Origin of the sequence: Desulfoscipio sp. XC116, from assembly GCF_039851975.1 — a bacterium.
Classification (GTDB): Bacteria; Bacillota; Desulfotomaculia; order Desulfotomaculales; family Desulfallaceae; genus Sporotomaculum.
The window spans coordinates 625926-644572 of sequence record NZ_CP156660.1 but is presented as its reverse complement, the minus strand read 5'-3'; the positions used below and the strand labels follow the sequence as shown (position 1 = coordinate 644572).

The following is an 18647-nucleotide window of genomic DNA, read 5'->3' as shown; positions in this document are numbered from 1 at the left end:
TTACTTGCCCGGCCGCCGCCAGAAGCCGGTGAACCAGCGGCCCAGCGGGCCGGCAGTGCTTAAATCCATTAGCGCCGCCTGCTCATTACCCTCAGGCACGGGCAGGATACCCAGCGGATTGGTTTTATTATGATAAGGCACTAATTCCCGCCGGCAGCGCTGCCCTTTACGGTTGACATAATCCACTTGCAGAGGCGGATTCACTATATACAACATGGCTGCCAGGTCCGCCCGGCTGTGTACCGGCGCCCCGTTAACAGCCACCAGCAGGTCACCCGGACGCATCCCGGCCCGCCAGGCCGGCGACTCGGGTATCACATCCAGCAAAGCCAGCCCATCAGGGTGGGGTACATGCACCGGCTCATCCTGCATCTCCAGCCTGCGCCCGATATAAATCACCAGTTCATGTCCCAGGGGAGAAAACAAAGCGGCCGCCACTCCCAACAGCCAGGAGCGGTCTGAAAGCACCGCCAAAAGGAGCAGCAACAGACTATATAATGCCAAATAACCTGCGGATATCCGGCCTTTTTGCCGCGGGCTGCGGGCAATGGCCATATCGCCGTAACCCAGTGCCGCCGCTACGGGAATCAATGTATACACTATATCATCAACGTCTGCCGCTCCGGGGCGAATCAGCGGCCACCACTCGGGCATGTCCACACTGCCCGGCGGAACATCAATACCCGCCATGAAAGCCAGGGCCGTTATGGGAATAGGCCAGAATTTTTGCAAGGTAAAGCCCCCCACCACCCGCCCGTCCCGGCCCCGGAAAAAAGCAGGCACCGCACCGAGATGCCCGCTGAAAAAGATCAGCAAACTTTCTACCATGTGCAGCACCGCCACCAGGGCCAGCACCTGGGAAACGTTCACTTGAGGAAAGCCGAACAACAGCCGGGAAAGGGCCAGTATCCCCCCCGCGTAAGCAAAGCAAATAAACCGCGCGTTTATCAACATGAGGAATATAGCCAGCGGCCAGATATACATAAGTCCCGAACCGGTGAGAGTTACCCCGATAAACACCATCAGCATACTGCCCAATATACCGCCCAGCAGCCCAAACAATATGGCGGTACCCACCTCGGTCCAATTAGACTTAAGCGGCATGCCGTACAAGCTTTCCCGCAAGTCATTCATACGCCGGTACTGCAGCCCGATCAGCACCACCACAATCCAAAATATGGGCTCGCGCAGCATAATCTCCATATTAACTATAATCATGGGGAAAATATCGCTAAAAGGGAACAACCAACTCACCTCAAACCAACAAAGAACTAAGCATGATACCCGTTAAAAGCAACAGCCTTTCCAACTTAACTTTCCAACTTAAGCTCCCGGCAGCGGCTGCATCGATTACAGCTTCCGCTTCACAAGCTCGACGGCTTTATCAAGCTGTTCATCGCCGGGTTGGTCGGGCAGATTTTCCACGACTACATCGGGTGCAATGCCTTTTTTATGAATGTCCTTCTTTTTAGGGGTCAGGTAGTGGGCAGTGGTTAGTTTCAAGCCGGCATCATTATCCAGGGTGAAAACCGTTTGCACAATGCCCTTACCGAAGGTGCGAGTACCCACCAAAACGCCGACTTCGGTATCTTTTACAGCACCGGCCAATATTTCGGCGGCACTGGCACTGCCCCCGTTGACCAGTACGGCCAGAGGCAGACGCAAATAGTTGTCGTCCGCGTCCTTAACATCTTCGGTGCCTGTCCGGTAATCTATATATACTATCGGACCTTTGGGAATAAAATTATCGGCTACTTGAGTGGCCGCTATTAGTTCCCCGCCCGGATTGTCACGCAAATCCAGGACAATACCCCGCATGCCGTGATCCCGTAAATTCGCCAGCACCTGCAGCATTTCATCCGGTGTTTTTTCATTAAACTGGCTTACAGTCACATAGCCGATACTCGAATTGGTCAGCATTCGCCCCTCCACGCTGGGCACACTGATTTCCCGGCGAGTAATGTCAAACTCAATTGGCTCCGGATGGCCTTCCCGCGCCACGCTTACCTTAATTTTACTGTCTACCGGACCGCGCATCAAAGTAATGGCAGTCTCCAAATCAAGCCCCTGCACGTCCCGGCCATCAATACCCACAATGATATCACCGACCCGCACACCTTCTTCGGCAGCGGGCGTATTATCGTACACCCGCACCACTGTAAGAAATTCCTCTTTATCAACGCCCACCAATATTCCCAAACCGCCGAAGCTGCCGCTAATCTGCTCTTGCAGCCGTTTAAAAGTCTGTGGATCCAGGTAAACCGAATAAGGGTCTTCCAGCGATTCCACTATGCCCCGCATAGCTCCGTCAACCAGACTGGTAGCCTGCACCGGATCAATATACTGGGTACGCACCAGTGAAATTACTTTGATTAAGTTGCCGATATGCTTGTAATTGCTGCTTATAACACTGCCCGCCAACACAAAGAGAACAAAAAAAACAATTGCCAGCACTGTCAGCCAGCGCGAAACAGTACCGCCGCTTTTATACCTGTACCCGTTCATTTTCACAGCCACCTGCCATTTTCCGGTTAAAGTCACATACCATATTATACTACACAAAGGCAGATTGAATTACAAGAAATATAAAAAGGGACGGTTGTCTCCGTCAAATGGAAACAACCCGTCCCTTCATCAAATTCCCAGACTTCCACTTCTCACTTCTACACTTCTTACTTCTATAAGCGGGAGTTTCTATTTTTACCTCAGGTGGGGTAAAACCCCTGTCCGAAAACCCCGCTGTTCAGCTTTAGCTGAACGAGTTCACTTGGGCGGCAATCTCTACACGTAATTTCTCGGGTTGACTGTTGAACCGTTGACCCTGATTTCAAAATGCAAGTGCGGACCGGTGGACATGCCGGTGCTGCCCACTCTAGCGATAGCCTGTCCCTTTTCAACCACCGCACCATTGCTCACCAGCTGAGCGGACAGATGCCCGTATAATGAAACGATACCCCCGCCGTGGTTGATCATAACCACGTTGCCGTAACCGCTCATATAGCTAACGTTGATTACCTGCCCGCCCTGAGTAGCCACCACAGTAGCGCCCGAAGGGGCCGGAATGTCAATACCGGTATGCAGCCGCTGGGTTTTTAAAATAGGATGCAGACGATAACCATACGGTGAGGATATAGCTGTATGTCCGGGCACCGGCCAGAGATAGGCACCCGTGGCCGCAGGCTGCTGACCGACGTTTTGCATGGCAATACGCTGAACGATTTCTTCCTCTTCCCGCTCCAGCCGGTCCACTTCAGCCTGGTATTTGGTCAAATCCTGCTGTACCCGGGCCAACATTTGCTTTTTTTCCGAACTTCTGGAAGCCAGCTCCTGGCGGGCTGTTTCCTGCTGCCGCATCAAAGCGGCAATGTTTTCCTTCTGCCGGGCCAGCGCCTGACGCATGTTCTCCAATTCCTGCTTGCGGTCTTCCACCTCTTTAATCACGCCTACATCTCTGTCGACCACCCGTTTGAGCAGTTCATAACGATTCAAAAACTCGCCAAAGTCGCGGGAGGCCAGTAACACATCAATATATTGAACGCTACCGTTCATGTACATTCCTCGCACCCGTTTGTGCAATTCATCGGTACTTTCCTGCAGCTCCTCCGCGGCCTGATCTATATCCTTTTCATTTTGCGCCAGCTTGGTCATAGCCACATCAAGCCGCTCTCTTAAACCGTCTATCTCCTGATTCTTCTGACCTATTTCCTGGTCTAAGGCAGCCGCCTCGCCGGCATAGTCTTTAACTTCCTTTTTCTTCTCCTTTTGCTGCTGCTTAGTCTGATTAATTCTTTGCCTGGTTTGCTGCAGCAATTCCTCCAAGCTGGCCCCGTATGCCGTACCATATCCCAAAGTCATGGCAGCGGCCAGCGTAAGTGCTGTTAATCTCTTCTTCCAGCCCGCATTACCACTCGAACGCACCCTCCGGCACCCTCCATTCGTCATATAATTAACTTGCCAAAGCTGTTTTTTAACATATCCTATTATTGCAACTAGCGCCTGACTAAAAGACCCCGGCGCTACGACAACTTACCGCTGTATAGCTGCCGAAAGCATCCCTGCTGGATTTTTCCTTTTAAGCATAATGGGAATTACCCCATCAAACCGCAACACCGAATCAACCGGGGCACATAAGCCAGGGCTTTTATGCGCAATAAACTTTACCCGGTACAAGAAGCCAACTATACCCGCAAAAAGCGGTGCAGCGATATGGCGCTGCCCAGGGCGCCGATCACAAAACCCGACCCCAGCAGGCCGCCCAGCACCCGGTAAAAGGTTACCGGATCGTCAACCAGCTGAATAAAGGGCAATGTCAACATTACCTTGTTAAGCAGTGAAAGATAGCCGAAATTAATCAGCAGCGCGGCGACAAAACCACCGGTCAGCCCGATGATCATGCCCTCCAGCATAAAAGGCATGCGCACGAAAATATTAGTGGCTCCCAGCATCTTCATAATGCCGATCTCCCGCCGCCTGGCGAAAACAGACATGCGAATGGTCGTGGAAATCAGCAATACAGCCGCTACACCCAGCACCAGCAAAGCCAGCGAACCCCAGATACGCACCCAATGGGTAAGGGCTAACAAATTCTCCACCACACCTTGCCCGTAGCGCACCTGATCAACACCCTCCAGCTTTTCCAGCTGCCGGGCCGCACCGGGCACCAGGTTGGCCTCCCTGGTTCCCACAATATATGAATTAGGCAGAGGATTATCATCATCCAGCCCGCTAAGCAATTCGGCTCTATCCCCAAAGCTTTCTTTCAGATCCTCCAAGGCCTGCTCTCTGGTGACAAAATCCACCCGGGCCACCCCGGGCACAAATTTAATCTCTTCCTTCATTTCATCCAGCCGGTCCTGCTCCAAATCATCTTGCAAAAAAACAGTAATCTCCAAGCTGGACTCCAGCGAAGACGCAATCTGGCGCACATTGAGCACCAGCAAAAGCGAACTGCCTAATATTAAAAGCGATATAATAATCGTACCCACTGAAGCTACGGACAGCCAACTGTTGCGGATCAGGGATGTGGCGGCCTCACGAAAGTAATATTTAACAGTGTTAACGATCATGGCCGTATACCCCGCTTTCCTCGTCCCGGGCTATCATACCGTGACTGAGCTGCACCACCCTTTTTTTCATGGCATCCACTATGTCCCAGGCATGAGTGGCCATTAAAATGGTAGTGCCCCGGCGGTTTATATCCATAAAAAGTTTCATTAGCTCCCAGGAATTATCGGGGTCCAAATTGCCTGTGGGCTCGTCCGCCAGTATCAGCACCGGATTATTGACGATGGCCCGGGCCACGGCGGTACGCTGCTGCTCACCACCCGAAAGCTGGGCGGGACGCATATTGATCTTCTTATCCATGCCCACCATGCGCAGCACGGACGGCACCACACGTTTAATCTCCTTACGTGAAGCGCCGGTTATTTCCAGTGCAAAGGCCACGTTTTCAAAAACAGTTTTATTGGGAATAAGGCGAAAATCCTGAAACACCATGCCAATTTTACGCCGCAGATGGGGAACTTCCCGGTTTTTCATTCTTACCACGCTGCGGCCGTTCACAACAACCTGCCCGCGACTGGGCAGTTCTTCCCGACATATCAATTTAGTCAGGGTAGACTTACCGGCCCCGCTGGGACCCACTAAAAAAATAAATTCCCCTTTTTTAATATGCAGGGTGATGTCGTTGAGGGCTTTAACTTCATTCGGATATTTCTTGGAGACATTGTACATTTGAATCATACCAGCACCTCATATTATTACTGTTCTTACCAGGTTGCAGAGATATTTAATCATTATTTTGCCTGTTTGGGCTCATCAGGCGCTAAGCTGAATTGCTGAATTCACTTATTTAGGAAATTATTCGACAGTTACAATAATAAATCCTTTCATCTCAAGGGCATTTCGACGGCAAAACAAGTAAATCCTTCAATAAAAAGAAAAACAAAATACCCCGAAGGGCATTTTGCGAGTGCTTGTTCAGTTTTCCCAAACTCTGTCGGCACGGCACTGTTTAAACCGCATTGTCATCTTTTATCAGACTCTTGCCGATCAAATATCATAAGTGCACTTTTTCCCTCACTTTCTTTCCATCCGCAACAAGGGCCGGGAACAAGGGCTCACCGTCATATCCTTGTTCTAAATATTCGGCCCCGAAACCGTGCATCATTTCCAATATCGGAATTATTTTTTTGCCAATTTCCGTTAAACCGTATTCCACCTTGGGAGGAACGACAGGATAAACTTTCCTGAATATAAGTTTATCCTTTTCTAAACTTCTTAATTGCTGAGTGAGCATTTTTTGAGTTACATAAGGCAATCTTTTTTTTATGTCATTAAATCTGAGTGTGCTGTAGCTTAAATACCACAGAATTAATATTTTCCACTTGCCGGAAACTATTTTTTGGACCAAAATCATCGGACAGACGTCATACTTTAAACATTTTTCCTTCATGTGACACTCCTCGTGCCATTTCTCTTTATCGACCATCTTTTCACCTCAATGCCTCAAGTATCTTTTAGGATACTATAGCACAAAAAAGTACCTACTTGTTAAAAAGATATTATCCCTGCTACTATTGTAGCAGATAATACTTATCAAAACTATATTTTTAATTTATTGCCACGGTTCTTATCCGGGTCATTTATCTATTTTTGCCGCTACGAACCAGCTATCCGCATTAGCAATAATGGGTGCAACCAAAGCGTTTCACAAAATCATTATGTTGCCGAAAAGCTGAACGCAAATGAGGCATTAAACCAGTAGCTAAGTTTAAGGTGAGGTTATGTGCAGCAATGTATATGTGCAGCAATGTAGAAGAATATATTAGCATTGTCTTATCACAAATAGATTGTTCGGAGACAAAAGAAACGGTATGCCGGATATTGCGTTCAGATATCAAGGAAATAATAGGGAAACAGCATCTTATAAATCCTTCGGAGGAACAACTGGTTAAAATTCTGTTTATGAAAATGGGTGACCCCAGGACACTGGGAAATTATTTTTTGTGGCTTAGAAACCTGACTGATTTACATTAAGAATATGATTAAGTAAAAATAGGAACTGCCACTTATAAAGGCGGCAGCCTTGGAATTTGATAAACAGGATTTATCCTAATATTGCAGAAATATGTAAAAACATCATGTAACCGGCGTGCAGCTGCAAATCTCCGGTACCCATCGTATGGTAATAAGAGATGTGGAGTATTACTATGGCTTTAGAAAGCAAATGGCAATATTTGCGCAGTATTAAACTACTGCGGGATGAAATAATTTCCTTTTCCCGGTATCCCTTTTCCTTGCCTGTGATTTGTACGTTGGAGGCTTTGGAATTTCACCCGAGGGTTACTTTTATTGTTGGTGAAAACGGAACAGGAAAGTCCACGTTTTTGGAGGCCATTGCAGTGGCCTGGGGATTTAACCCGGAGGGCGGCACGATCAATTTCAATTTCCATACCCGGAATACCCACTCGGAATTATATAAATATTTACGCCTGATTAGAAGCGCCCAAAAACCCCGGGACGGCTTCTTCCTGAGGGCTGAAAGTTTTTACAACCTGGCAACGAATATTGACGAACTGGGGCCGGACCTCATCAATTCCTACGGTGGACTTTCCCTGCATAAGCAATCCCACGGAGAGTCATTCTTTGCCGCCTTTATGAACAGATTCGGCGGCCGGGGTCTGTACATTCTGGACGAACCCGAGGCTGCCCTTTCCCCGGTACGCCAGATGGCTCTGGTTTCCAGGATACACGACCTGGTCCGGCAAGACTCCCAGTTTATTATTGCCACTCATTCGCCGATTATCATGGGCTATCCTGATGCGGCCATTCTCCAGATTTCGGCCGGGGGCTTCGAGACAGTCCGGTATGAAGAGACGGAACACTATATGGTAATGAAGGAGTTTGTAAACAACAGGGAGAAAATGCTCAAGGTACTGTTGATGGATTCCTGTGCAAATTAGATTCGATATATTGTATGGCATCATTGACTGTTTCAAGGTAACTCATGAATTTATTCCATCCAATTCGGAACATAGGAGCACTGGTCTGTTAACTCAACTCATCTTAACATAGGCCAGGATATCGCAAACATGGTCCACAATAAATTGTTGTGCGGACGCAGGATAAAGATTAATAAAATAATTACCTCTAGCGCTTGTCCGCTCTTCCTGCATTACTCCCAATGCAAGTCCTTTCCGAGCCGGCACTTTTGTCCGGCTGTCGTTTTGTTCAACTATTTGCAGATATCCCTCCGACACAAGCCAGCCGGACATTTTAACGGCTGATACTGTCGAACAGGCATGCCGCTTTAACACTTCGTTTACCGCTCCGGCAAGCATACTGATTGGAATTGGCTGTTGAGATATCTCTATTTCTTTTAAAATTTCGCTGTTTGGAAAAATCACTTCCACATGGCCGGCATTCTTCCTCTTACGCTTTGGCGTGCTTTTCTCATCGTCTTTATAAGTGTCAACAATTGCGTTTTCTTCACAAAAGCTTGCTATCTCCCGCAAAAACCTTGCACCGTAGCGTTGCAGTTTTGTTTCACCAACACCGAATACCATTAAAAATTCGGCCGGTGCTCTCGGCAATCTTACGCACATATTTACAAGGGAGCTGTCGGAAAAGACAACAAACGCCGGCACTCCCTGCTCCGCGGCAATTTCATGCCGCAGCGCCTTCAAGCGCAGATAAAGAGCTTCTCTTCCCGGGGGTACGGAATTCTTCGCACCGGCTGTGGCATCGGCATCATTCCTTGAAGCCTGTGTTCTTTCTTGAGCCAGTTTCATTTGCAGGGCTACGGTGCCATTTAACACTTTTTTCGCCTCAGGCGTGAGGCACAAAACAGCGTACTGACCATCGCTTTTTTTAAGATAGCCGCTTTGTATCAAAAATTCGATGATAGTACGCAATGTATGGACGCTTTTTTCGCTGATGCCGTAAGTGGATAGCGCGTTCAGTCCCAGCTCTTGTATACGTTTGCTTTTGCTGCCGCGCAGCACGTCGATGACCAGCATCGCGCCAAAACGCTCTTTCATGCGCACCACGCAGGACAGAATTTTTTGTGCCTCCTCGGTAACATCCACTGTTTCAAACTTTGTATCACAGTTGCCGCAATGACCGCAATAGCCGGGGGGATTTTCTCCAAAATAGCGGAGAATAAAAGCTCTGAGACAGTCGTTGGTGGTTGCGTAAAAGGTCATCTCACGCAAGCGCCGGTAATCACGCTCCTTAAGCAGCCTCTCTGTTTCCGCATCCGAATAAGCTACGTCTTTGGCATGTTCAATCAGCCATTGATTCGTTCTGACATCCTGACCGCTGTAAAGCAAAAGACAGGCGGCCTCACTGCCGTCGCGCCCGGCCCGTCCCGCCTCCTGATAATAACTTTCAATATCTTTCGGCATGTTATAATGCACCACAAAAGCCACGTTTGATTTATCGATACCCATTCCGAACGCATTGGTTGCAGCCATAATCTGCACCCGGTCAAACAAAAAATCGTCCTGATTGGCATGCCGTTCCTCGTCCGGCAGACCGGCGTGATAGGGCGCGGCCGAAAAGCCCCGTCGGTTTAATTCCGCACAAACTTCTTCCACTGTCTTTCTGGTTGCGCAATAGACAATGCCGCTCTGGTTTTTATGCGCCTCTAAGAAGTCTGTTAACGCCTGCATTTTATTTTTAGGCGCCTGCACTTCAAAATAAAGGTTTTGCCGGTCAAAGCCCGTAACTAAAACGACGGGATTCAATAAAGAAAGAAGCGCAACTATATCTTCTCTTACGCGCGCGGTAGCAGTTGCCGTAAATGCGGATACAATCGGTCTTTGCTCAAGCTGCTCAATAAACTGCGGAATTTGTGCATAGCTTGGGCGAAAGTCCTGCCCCCATTGCGAAATGCAATGGGCTTCATCCACCGTGAGCATGGATATTTTTACACTTTTAGCGAACGCAAGAAACTCTGGGGCCAGCAGACGTTCGGGCGCGACGTAAATCAATTTGTATTTACCATTCATTGCATTGTATAGCGCGGTTTTCATCTGCCGAGGCGAAAGGGTGGAATTGATATACGCAGCAGGAATTCCGGACTGGATCAGTGCGCCTACCTGATCCTTCATCAGTGAAATCAAGGGAGACACCACAAGCGTAATACCCTTGTGCATTGTAGCGGGCAACTGAAAACAGACGGACTTGCCGGCACCGGTTGGCATGATGCCAAGAACATCACGCCCGGCTAAGATCGCCGAAATAAGTTCCTGCTGACCGCCGCGAAAGCTGTCATATCCAAAAAATTTTTTTAATGCTTCCTGGATGGTCATTTATTTTATACCTCTAATTTACCTGGTTAGGCTTTTTCTTCCAAAGTTTTGGACAGTTCTCCGCCAATTTTGTTAATTATAACACCTCCTGTCAAATTGCGGCGGAGCAGGTCTAAAGGTAAGCCTTAACAGGATAACATACAATAGACCATTAAAACCGGCACAGCCACTTAGCGGCACCGGTTTTAATTCCTTATAGATTAAGTCCTTAAGTGTCTTCTGTAATTATGCATTACCCAAAGGTGCAACTGAGCCTGGGTTAAATTATAAATAAACCAGGGCAAAGTGGGAACATAGTCATGGATGGCTACCAATGCATATTTATTTTGCAAAACCCCGCGGAATTCCAGTCGCCCGGGGTGTGGAAGACGATTTAGGTGGGCCATCAGTCCGCCGGTTATGTAATAAATGGGCCGGTCATTGAAACTGCGGTCTTCTGAAAAGGACAGGTCCAGCAGGGGCTTGTTCTTAGCTTGGGCAATACCATGATTTTGAATCGTTCCACCAGGTGAGTAATAATACTGAAGGAACTCCCGTTCGCACCAATTATTAAACCCGCCCGAATCGCCGTCACCGGAACACCATATGAGCCAAGGGTTTTTTCCACCTCAAGGCGGCTGTCCAAATGTCTGGATAACCTCCCCCGTTCTCGAGGTACAAGTCCCCCCAGATAGATTATTTGCTTGATACCGGTCAATGCAGCAGCACGGGCAAAATTGTCGGCCAGAATTAGATCCATATTTTGAAAACTTCCCTGAGTTAACCGAGCCGAAGGCATCATGGAATGGACCAGATAATAGGCATAATCAGCACCGCATAGAACTTGTTCAATATCGTTTAATGAAAAAAGATCGCACTGCCGCCAACTGACATCCAAGCCACAGACCGATTCTTCTTCATTTACAGCACTTCTGGTAAGGCAAATTAGCCGGCAATGTGATTTTAAAGCCGGTAATAACGCCCTTCCTATAAAACCAGTAGCCCCCGCCACCGCCACCACAGGTCTGTTATCCGGGTTCTCTTGCAATTCATACACCTCTTGCCTCGAATTTTGGTCTGCACCCGTTACAATGGGACGTGTACTCAGAGATGCTGGTATTAACGGTGTGATGGTTACCGATAATATAACATATTCTTTCTGTATCTTGGATCTAAATTTTCTTTTTTCAATACCCTCCGACAAATACCGGGGGGGGAGTCACGGAAAATAGGCTGACTGATCGGATCTCTTCAAAGGAAACAGCTATCTTCTTGCCTTGAGGGGAAGTTCTTTGAGGTCTTCCGACGGTGGAGACAGAAGACCCGCTTCATTGTGCTTGTGTTCAGTTCTGATGTTCATCCGGGTGCTGGTTAAGCATGGTTTTAACCGCGTTCACTATTTTTTCCCCAGTTTCATGCGCCTTTACCGGAAAGGAGACGGAGAACGCCCCGGCCAATAGCAACATAATTACCGCCGCTGCGACCAGCCGCAGGAAGAAAAAGTTCCCGTTCCTACGATATATTCACTTGTTCAACAAAATTATATATTCGCCTTTACAATATCACTGGTTCCTTTTTTGGTGTATATCTAAAAGAGCGTTTCCAGCCTTATAGGCAGTCTAAAAACTTGGTTATTTTTGATCCAGAGGCCGGTACAATACGAAGTTTCAATCCCTTATGGGTAGTCTAAAAACTTTTAGGCAATCTTTCACCAGGATAACTACGCTTAGTTTCAATCCCTTATAGGTAGTCTAAAAACGCGGACCGGGCTCATGTTTACAACACCGGTATCCAGTTTCAATCCCTTATAGGTAGTCTAAAAACAGTTTATCGTGGTAGTCACGCATATGGGACTAACCAGTTTCAATCCCTTATAGGTAGTCTAAAAACAAAAGCTCCAGACTGGCCGGACCGGGATATGCAATCTTGTTTCAATCCCTTATAGGTAGTCTAAAAACGGCCTTAAACATGTGAGTATATGGTCCATCTCCAGTTGGTTTCAATCCCTTATAGGTAGTCTAAAAACGGGACTTGATTTTGGCCGGGCCTTCATTCTCAAACAGTTTCAATCCCTTATAGGTAGTCTAAAAACAAGAAAATTAACTGTTATAAATAAAGTACGAGAAAGTTTCAATCCCTTATAGGTAGTCTAAAAACCAAGCTGGGCGAACTTGAAGTATCTTACGAAGGCAGTTTCAATCCCTTATAGGTAGTCTAAAAACCCGGGCTTTATCTTCGCCGGTTAGCGTTACTACTGGAAGTTTCAATCCCTTATAGGTAGTCTAAAAACCAATTTGCCAGGAAATTTTTTGATTTACATAGCATAGAGTTTCAATCCCTTATAGGTAGTCTAAAAACGTATAAAAGTGCGTAGCCGCGACATTTTTACCGTTGATTGTTTCAATCCCTTATAGGTAGTCTAAAAACTAACCGGGTTCACTTCCAATTCACTTGCTACTTGCCTGTTTCAATCCCTTATAGGTAGTCTAAAAACTGACAAAGAAAACCTTTCAATTTTATATCGCCCTTGTTTCAATCCCTTATAGGTAGTCTAAAAACTGTATGGACCGAAAAACGGTAGTGTTCCTGCCATTGATGTTTCAATCCCTTATAGGTAGTCTAAAAACGGGGCATAAGCCCTGGCCCCGAGAGGGGGATTGCTGTTTCAATCCCTTATAGGTAGTCTAAAAACGATCAAGCCGGTGGATCGTCCGGGGCATTATGAAAGTTTCAATCCCTTATAGGTAGTCTAAAAACATTCAGCCATGGAACGTCGGTATCGCTAAAAAATGTGGTTTCAATCCCTTATAGGTAGTCTAAAAACCCGTCGCGTTTACCTGAAAATAAGGCTTTCTAAATTAAAAGCTTATTGGAAGCTACTGTGACAATATTCTCGAAAACCTTATACTATAAGTTTTCTTTCAATTACAGAATGTCGTCGACCCCCCGGTGTTTCTACGCTATCGGAGATCGACGACAAAGATTTTCCTGCTTTATCCCTTTGTTCTAGATTATATTTTCATCTCCTCTTTTTTCAACCATATTTAAAAAGTGCTTAATTAGTTTATAGCATAATAAGCCATTTACACGCAAGTATTCAAAACTCCCTTTTACACAACATTCTACTCAACAATGTTCTCGTGGAATCTCATAAGAATCGCCGCCACTTGAGCTCTTGTAGCACTGCCGTCCGGGGCAAGCGTCGTGGCAGTTGTACCGCTTATGAGTTCTTTACCAACAGCCCAGAACATTGCGGTCTCCGCCCACTTGCTAATATTGCCTGAATCGAAGTAAGCTGCAAGTTCGGTTGTTGCCGTTATGTCATAGCCCTTATATTTTGCATAGTTATACAGTATTGCCGCCATCTGCTCGCGCGTCGTATTGTCGTTCGTTCCGAATATCCCGTCGCCGTACCCGGAAACGATCCCATTTTCAACTGCCCAAATAACGGCGTTTGCATACCATGCTCCCCCTTCCACATCGGTGAAGCTGTTTTCAGCCGTAACCGTCGGCTCGCCCTCAAGCCTGTACAAAACCGTAACCAGCATGGTCCGGGTCATGTCGACGTCCGGTGAAAAGCTAGTGTTTGAGGTACCGGAAAACAGTCCGTTTTTATCTACATACAGCACTGCATCGTAATACCATGCATTTTCCGTGACATCTGTGAAATTCAAGAGTGCTTCATAGACGACAGCAAAAGTTGAGAAGTGATCTGTTGTGAATATCATACAGCCTGTTTCCTCGTCATAGTATGCTCCGGTCATCCTTACGGCATTGCCTTCATCGTCCAGATAGTAAACTGTAAGGTTGTCCGCGTCCTCATCGTCCGCCGGTGTATATGGGAGACTTACCTGTACGCTGCCGCCGCCAAAGTCGGTAACGTCCCTACCGTTGGCCGCTATTGCCAGGGCATATACAGGATGATCACCTACAAGCTCGCGGTTTTCTTCAGAAAGACTGTCGCTGTCAAGCTGCTCAATTGAGAAATTAACATCACCGCCGCCCTTACCCGCTATGGTCTTAAGCGCCTCGCTATCAAGCGATACATTGCCGTTAGGCGTCTCAATCGTCATTGACAGGGCGGAAGATGCCATATCGAATACGGAGTCCATGGGCAGTTCGACTATGACCTTGTTAACGGTTTCTTCCGTTTCAACTTTTATTCTAATGTTTGTACCGCCGTTTTCCTTAACATTTTCCAATAATTTGTCGATGTCCTCGCTTTTTACTAACGCTATTGCCTCGCCGTCTTTTACTTCAGTTTGCAGCACAATGCTTTCTGATTTTTCATCAATCTTGTTTATTAAAGATGAAGCGTTATCATCCCATCCCATTGAATCTTCCTCCAGGGTATAGTCATCTGTATAATGCCAGACGATAACATCCCCGTTTTGCAGAACATAATCCTTTAATCCCAGCATGGGATGAGTACCGTTAACTGTATACATCCATCCGGAATTTGGACCGTTTGCATATTCCGCTAAAGTTAACCCCCCCGGTGTTCTGATTGAACGGACATAATTATTATCAGCCCCCGCATATTTATATCCGTTATCATCCAAAACCTTGCTGAAAACATCATAAACCCGCGAACCTTCTTCTACTTCAACTGATGTCTTCGAAATCCAGGTTGTGAGGTTGCCTTCAGACAAAGTATTTACTTTCCCGTCTTCTCCGTCCGCATCAGTGCCTAACAGAGTAAAGTAAACGGTTATATTGTTTTTTTCTTCCACAGGATCTTCCCCGGGATCTTCAGACGGCTTACCTATTGTAACGTCGGCTTTCATTGACGGATCAATGACACTCATTGCTTCATATAAGTTATAATATAGTTCTCCTTGTCCCTTAATAGTGTCCTCGGATACCTCTAAAGCCGCGTTATAAACAGCTTTTAAATCGTCTTTAGCGCTTCCATGCCCGTCAAGATCATTTTCCAGCATATTCCCGGCTCGTTCAGTCAACCCGGAAAATTTTTCCCAAGTTAAGCACTGATGCTGCCATACGTTGTAGCCGTTTATCAAAGCCCCTAATGCAATCGGAACATCCTTATTGAACCCGGGATACTGATTGTCTTTGTAATAAAAAGCTCCATCTTCTTTTTGATAAGCCGCCAGAGCATCAAGTGGGTCTTTTCCGTTTCGTTTCCAATCTTCGCCGCCCACATCAATACCTGCAGCTCCCAATCCGGTTAAGACACAACATAATGTATTGCAATTAAATCCATAGTCTCCATATAATTCCCCGTTATCAGCCTGCCTCTTTTTAAATGCCTCCGTAATGCCGGCAATATCCTCTAGCATGTTCGGTTCGTCTCTGTGATTCTGAATTGCGGCCAAAGCCCAGCCGCGCATGTCCATATCAAAACTGTCGCTAGCGGCCTGCTGCTTTACGATTTCTATCAGATTGGGATTGTAATCGGCTCCGGCTGCGTCAAGGGCCAATAATGCCCAGATATTATTTGCAAACGGGCCGAAAACCCCGGCGGAGGTAGTGTCAACAGCCTGCAGTTTTTCAACATAATTTATGCCCTCATAATTATAAGGATTTTCTCCCAGCATAACCAATTGCAAAATAATGGCCGCGTAATCCGTTGCCTGATATTGTGAGAAGTCTCCATCTTTATGTTGGGTAACATCGTATACGGCATATCCGTCCAGCGATTTTCCGGCGGCTGCCCAATCAAAAGTACCCCAATATCCGTCGGATAAATCCTTGCCCATTTCTTTTTCGCCATATTCCATGGCTTTGTCCAGCATTTCCTGTGCCCGGGCTCTCGTTTCCTGAGAAATACCGGGGTTATCGGTTCCAATCAAAAAGACATAAACTTGTTTGGAAAATCCGTCTTCGGCAGTAACTTCGATAAGCAATTTGGGTTCGCTGACAGGAATTAAAGCTGTTTCGCCACTGACTGCGAGACTGCCGTTTATAGTTAGACTCGCCTTGCTGTCTTCTAAAACAGGGGTAACGGATAATGCCTCAATATCTGCCCCCGGTGTTACGATGTAATTAAAGATATCCTTGTCAAATACTTTGTTTAAAGTACCGCCTTCAATATTGACGGAATCCAGGCGGACATTGCTGGAAGCCCACTTAATTTGAATAATGTGTTTTTGCCTGTCTCCGCTGGGAGCGGTAACCGTTACTTCTATTTGCTCTGTCTGGCCGGCATCAACCGGCACCACATAATAACTGCCGACCTGCCATCCGATCGACCCGCCAACAGCAACCGAGCAGGCGTTGTCACCGGGCGCAGCCCTGAGAAGTAATAGCTCGTAGAGCATATCGTTTGGAATACCGACGGTATAAGTACCGTTTTGATTGTTTACAGGATACTGCTTGCAATCATCTTCAGCACCCATGGCGCTGCTTTGAGTTTTCATAAACTGATAGACCTGAATACCGCGCAGACCGGTATCGGTAACCGTGTCAACGCTTCCGTCCGCTTCGCTACATTCAATTAAAAATACGTAATGATTAAGAACTTTTTTAGAATCAGGGACATTTTCAAATCCGCTTTCGGGAGCAGCGGTGATTTTACTAACGCTGTAGGATACTAATTCGACTTCAACAACATTAACACCCTGCTTAAGCGGCAGTTCAGTACTATAAGCCCTTTCGCCCTGCCGGCTGGCGTCAAAACGGTTATAAGCACCGCCGTTTACTCTTACGTAATTTAAATCTTTGAACAAACTTTGTCTATAATCCGTAGTAATTTTATTTGATTCAATATTATGCTGTACACGTAGGGTGTTAACCCCCTCAGGCAGGCTGACAGAGGCAACCGTGTGTCCCGATCCTATTACCGGCTGGTATGCTTCATCAAGTATTTCCTCAGTCTCACCGTTTAACAGCCAAATATCCCGCGTACCCTGAGAACCATATGAATTGTCCAGTATAAACAAATATGTCTTGCTTAACTCCCCATCTTTTATTGTTATATGATAAGATAAAGCGTTTTCTCCATAAGAATTAAAAGCGGCAGTTGAAAAAACACGTTTTCCGTTTTCGATGTCGTAGTTAACCGCATAATCCTGAGTATCCTGAAGACAAGTGCTATTTATTGTTACAGTTGCGTAAGGAGACTGTAACACCCCTTTGAACCGGAAATCCGTTTCCGGCCTTGATTTTATAGTTTCACTGATATAAATAAAGTTATCCTTGCTATACTCAGCCGCTGAAAATTGGGTGATATTGCCTGATATATCGGTTAATGTTCCCCCAATGGATAAAAGTTCAGCCGAATGCTCCCCCGACGGGGCCGCTGTCAAAGCAACGGGTATTTCCAAATTGCTGTCTACCACACCGAAAGTCCCCGCAGCTGTAAAATACCCTTCTTTGGCAACGACATAGCTATAGTTACCTGATGTAAGAGAGTATACGCCTGTTTCTTCCGGAACCTGCTGATTCCCCTCACTGTCAAAAACGGTTACAACCGCACCTTCCTGATCGGGGATCAGCTGTACGCTGTATCTTTGATGGGCTGCCGTGGCATAAAGCAATGTAGTTTGATAATATACCTTCTCTGAAATTGTTACTGATAAAACCAGGCGATAGGTAATACCGGTTTCCAGACCGGAAACGGTGTAGGTATTAGTTTTATTAATGCCTTTAGGGCGTTCCGCCTCAAATAAGGGAGAGGTACCGTCCAGTGTGTATACTGCAAATTTTCCCGGTCCCGGTGATATCGGGCTTTTCATGTTTACGGTGATGCCATAATTGTCGTTATCAGCTTTGGCTGTTACAAAACTGCTGTCCTCCGTAAATATGCCGTTTAGGGTACCGCCCAATATTTCCATTGACTTAAAAAACAATGCGCCGTTCTTTTGAGAAATTTCAAAAGTATAAGCTTGGCTTGTATCCCCTTCTCCCGCAGTAACTACAAGAGATATATTACCAAGAATATCTCCACTGGGAATTAAAAAAAACTGTTTACCATGCAAAATGGCGTTAAACTGATTCATGGCGTTTAAACGCAAAAACGGCTGCGACAATCAATCATATGATTGTCGCAGCCGTTTTCCCGCGTAACATCATCATTACGATGTAAACAACTCATTACCAACAGATATAGCAATTATTTATAAGCAGGTCTTCTGGCTTACGCTTATGGAGTTTCCCCCTGCGGCACACGCTCTGCCTTCCCAGTTTCCCAGTGACCGGCTTTCGCCGACGAGCGCGGCCTCGGCGCATACAGCGGCGGTTCCGCTCGGGATTCTCACCCGATTCCCTATCCTTCCCCCAAAGTTCATACACCCAAGGGGACACTTAAAATAATATGTTTAATTTTTACCTATTATCACTAATTTCAAAGTTATCACAGCTAAATACCATTGTCAATGCATATACGTAAGA

The 18647-nt window shown here is 46.5% G+C and carries 11 protein-coding genes, 1 CRISPR repeat array and 1 riboswitch; of the genes, 2 read left to right on the top strand and 9 right to left on the bottom strand.

Annotated elements, in window-relative coordinates:
• The 6 genes from ABDB91_RS02965 to ABDB91_RS02940 form a co-directional block, all read right to left on the bottom strand.
• Positions 1–1254 (bottom strand): PDZ domain-containing protein, encoded by a 1254-nt coding sequence (locus ABDB91_RS02965; RefSeq protein ID WP_347490154.1) that lies wholly within the window; start codon positions 1252–1254, stop codon positions 1–3.
• 96 nt (positions 1255–1350) lie between these two features.
• Positions 1351–2505, bottom strand: coding sequence for a S41 family peptidase (locus ABDB91_RS02960; RefSeq protein WP_347490153.1), 1155 nt, complete (start codon positions 2503–2505; stop codon positions 1351–1353).
• A gap of 276 nt (positions 2506–2781) precedes the next feature.
• The gene (locus ABDB91_RS02955; protein WP_347490152.1) at positions 2782–3918 is read right to left on the bottom strand and encodes a peptidoglycan DD-metalloendopeptidase family protein; all 1137 of its coding nucleotides are present in this window, start codon (positions 3916–3918) and stop codon (positions 2782–2784) included.
• A gap of 260 nt (positions 3919–4178) precedes the next feature.
• Positions 4179–5066: a permease-like cell division protein FtsX gene (gene ftsX / locus ABDB91_RS02950; RefSeq protein ID WP_347490151.1), complete on the bottom strand. Its 888-nt coding sequence runs from the start codon at positions 5064–5066 to the stop codon at positions 4179–4181.
• A complete protein-coding gene (ftsE, locus tag ABDB91_RS02945) occupies positions 5056–5742 on the bottom strand; it encodes a cell division ATP-binding protein FtsE (protein WP_347490150.1) in 687 nt (228 codons plus the stop codon). Before ftsE ends, ftsX begins: the two co-directional genes overlap by 11 nt.
• A 316-nt stretch (positions 5743–6058) precedes the next feature.
• The gene (locus tag ABDB91_RS02940; RefSeq protein ID WP_347490149.1) at positions 6059–6490 is read right to left on the bottom strand and encodes a helix-turn-helix domain-containing protein; all 432 of its coding nucleotides are present in this window, start codon (positions 6488–6490) and stop codon (positions 6059–6061) included.
• Positions 6491–6801: 311 nt separating this feature from the next.
• Between ABDB91_RS02940 and ABDB91_RS02935 the strand changes: the two genes are divergently transcribed.
• A complete protein-coding gene (locus ABDB91_RS02935; RefSeq protein WP_347490148.1) occupies positions 6802–7038 on the top strand; it encodes a hypothetical protein in 237 nt (78 codons plus the stop codon).
• A gap of 173 nt (positions 7039–7211) precedes the next feature.
• Positions 7212–7964: an AAA family ATPase gene (locus ABDB91_RS02930; RefSeq protein WP_347490147.1), complete on the top strand. Its 753-nt coding sequence runs from the start codon at positions 7212–7214 to the stop codon at positions 7962–7964.
• A gap of 93 nt (positions 7965–8057) precedes the next feature.
• Here the strand turns inward: ABDB91_RS02930 and recQ are convergent, their stop codons facing one another.
• The 3 genes from recQ to ABDB91_RS02915 form a co-directional block, all read right to left on the bottom strand.
• On the bottom strand, positions 8058–10316 hold the full coding sequence (recQ, locus tag ABDB91_RS02925) for a DNA helicase RecQ (protein ID WP_347490146.1): 2259 nt from the start codon (positions 10314–10316) through the stop codon (positions 8058–8060).
• A gap of 397 nt (positions 10317–10713) precedes the next feature.
• Positions 10714–11343 carry an NAD-dependent epimerase/dehydratase family protein gene (locus tag ABDB91_RS02920; RefSeq protein ID WP_347490145.1) on the bottom strand — a complete coding sequence of 210 codons (630 nt, stop codon included), beginning with the start codon at positions 11341–11343 and terminating at the stop codon, positions 10714–10716.
• A 549-nt stretch (positions 11344–11892) separates the two neighbouring features.
• A CRISPR array of direct repeats spans positions 11893–13119; the repeat unit is 30 nt; unit sequence GTTTCAATCCCTTATAGGTAGTCTAAAAAC.
• A gap of 298 nt (positions 13120–13417) precedes the next feature.
• Positions 13418–18271: an S-layer homology domain-containing protein gene (locus tag ABDB91_RS02915; protein WP_347490144.1), complete on the bottom strand. Its 4854-nt coding sequence runs from the start codon at positions 18269–18271 to the stop codon at positions 13418–13420.
• 89 nt (positions 18272–18360) lie between these two features.
• Positions 18361–18579: riboswitch (cobalamin riboswitch) on the bottom strand.
• Between the last annotated feature and the right edge of the window lie 68 nt (positions 18580–18647).